Below are 1,146 nucleotides of genomic sequence, written 5' to 3'. Positions count from 1 at the left end.
ACCGGACCCGCTCCCGACGGGAGCTCCTCACAACTTCGCCCGAACCGGGCGAACAGCAGTAACCAACCATCAAAGGGGGTCAGGTTTCAGACGTCGATAGGGGGTCAGATTTCACCCGCCGTTGACAGGTGCCGGGCACTCCTGGCACGGGGGCGGCAATTGCGGTCCCGGTCGTGGACCTTGTGGTGGTCGAGCAGCACCTCAACGAACCATGCCCGTCGTACGCAACTTCATGATGGTCGAGCGGAGTCGAGACCATCCCCGTGTCCGGAGGTGGGCTTGGCCGGATAGCAGTGGCCCGGCTCCGAGACTCTCGCCCTTTCTCCCGGTTCCTCGTTCTGGCCCTCATTGTTGAGAGGGCAAGAACGAGCTATGGGTGCCGGGCACCCCTGGCATGGGGGCGACGACCTTCTGCCGGTCGAATCGAGTCGTGACCCCGCGACGGTCGCCGGGGTCACCCATGCTCGTCAATCGGAACCTCCTACTGGGCGCGCTTTGGGTGTGAGCCCTCGATTTCCCCGAGACCGCGAGGGCCCCGGAGTCCGGTCGGGACAGCTCTGCGTTAGCGGGTCTCATCTCCGGCACCGCTCCTGGATACAGGGTGGTCTCGACTCCGCTCGGCCACCATCGGGAGTTCGCATGTCCAGGGTGAGTGCCGCTCTTCGCCCAATCGTTCGGGTAGCCGCTTGCTGGGGAAACCGAGGGATGAGCGCCGAGTATCCCTAGTCAGGGGTGAAGTCCGGGCTTCGCTCGGCCGTTATCGAGGTTCGGCTGGGCGGCGATATGGTCTCGACTTCGTCCTCGCCCGTCATGCGGGTTCACTCGACCGTCAAGCGGGTTCTGCTGGCCTGCGGCACGGGTTCTGCTGGCCTGGCAGCGTGGTCGGGGCTTCGTCGTTCCTGGGCGTGTGTGGCGGAGCGCGGCGACGACACGCGGTCGGAGGGCGTCTGTCGTCGGTGGCTGGTGTGGTTGTTGGCCCGGGGATGCGGGAAGGCCCCGAACCATGACTGGTTCGGGGCCTTCCCTTGAGGTTGTGTTCGGCGGTGTCCTACTCTCCCACACTGACTAAAGTGCAGTACCATCGGCGCTGGAGGGCTTAGCTTCCGGGTTCGGAATGGAGCCGGGCGTTTCCCCTCCGCTATAGCC

The 1,146-nt window shown here is 65.3% G+C and carries 1 rRNA gene; it reads right to left on the bottom strand.

The annotated features are described in order from the left end of the window. Positions 1–1,035: 1,035 nt before the first annotated feature. Positions 1,036–1,146: ribosomal RNA gene (rrf, locus tag ACSEEN_RS21410) — 5S ribosomal RNA — on the bottom strand; the annotation flags it as partial.

This window comes from Gordonia marina, from assembly GCF_052036135.1.
Lineage (GTDB): Bacteria > Actinomycetota > Actinomycetes > Mycobacteriales > Mycobacteriaceae > Gordonia.
Note: the sequence above shows the minus strand (reverse complement) of the source record. Positions and strands in the feature narration are given on the sequence as shown.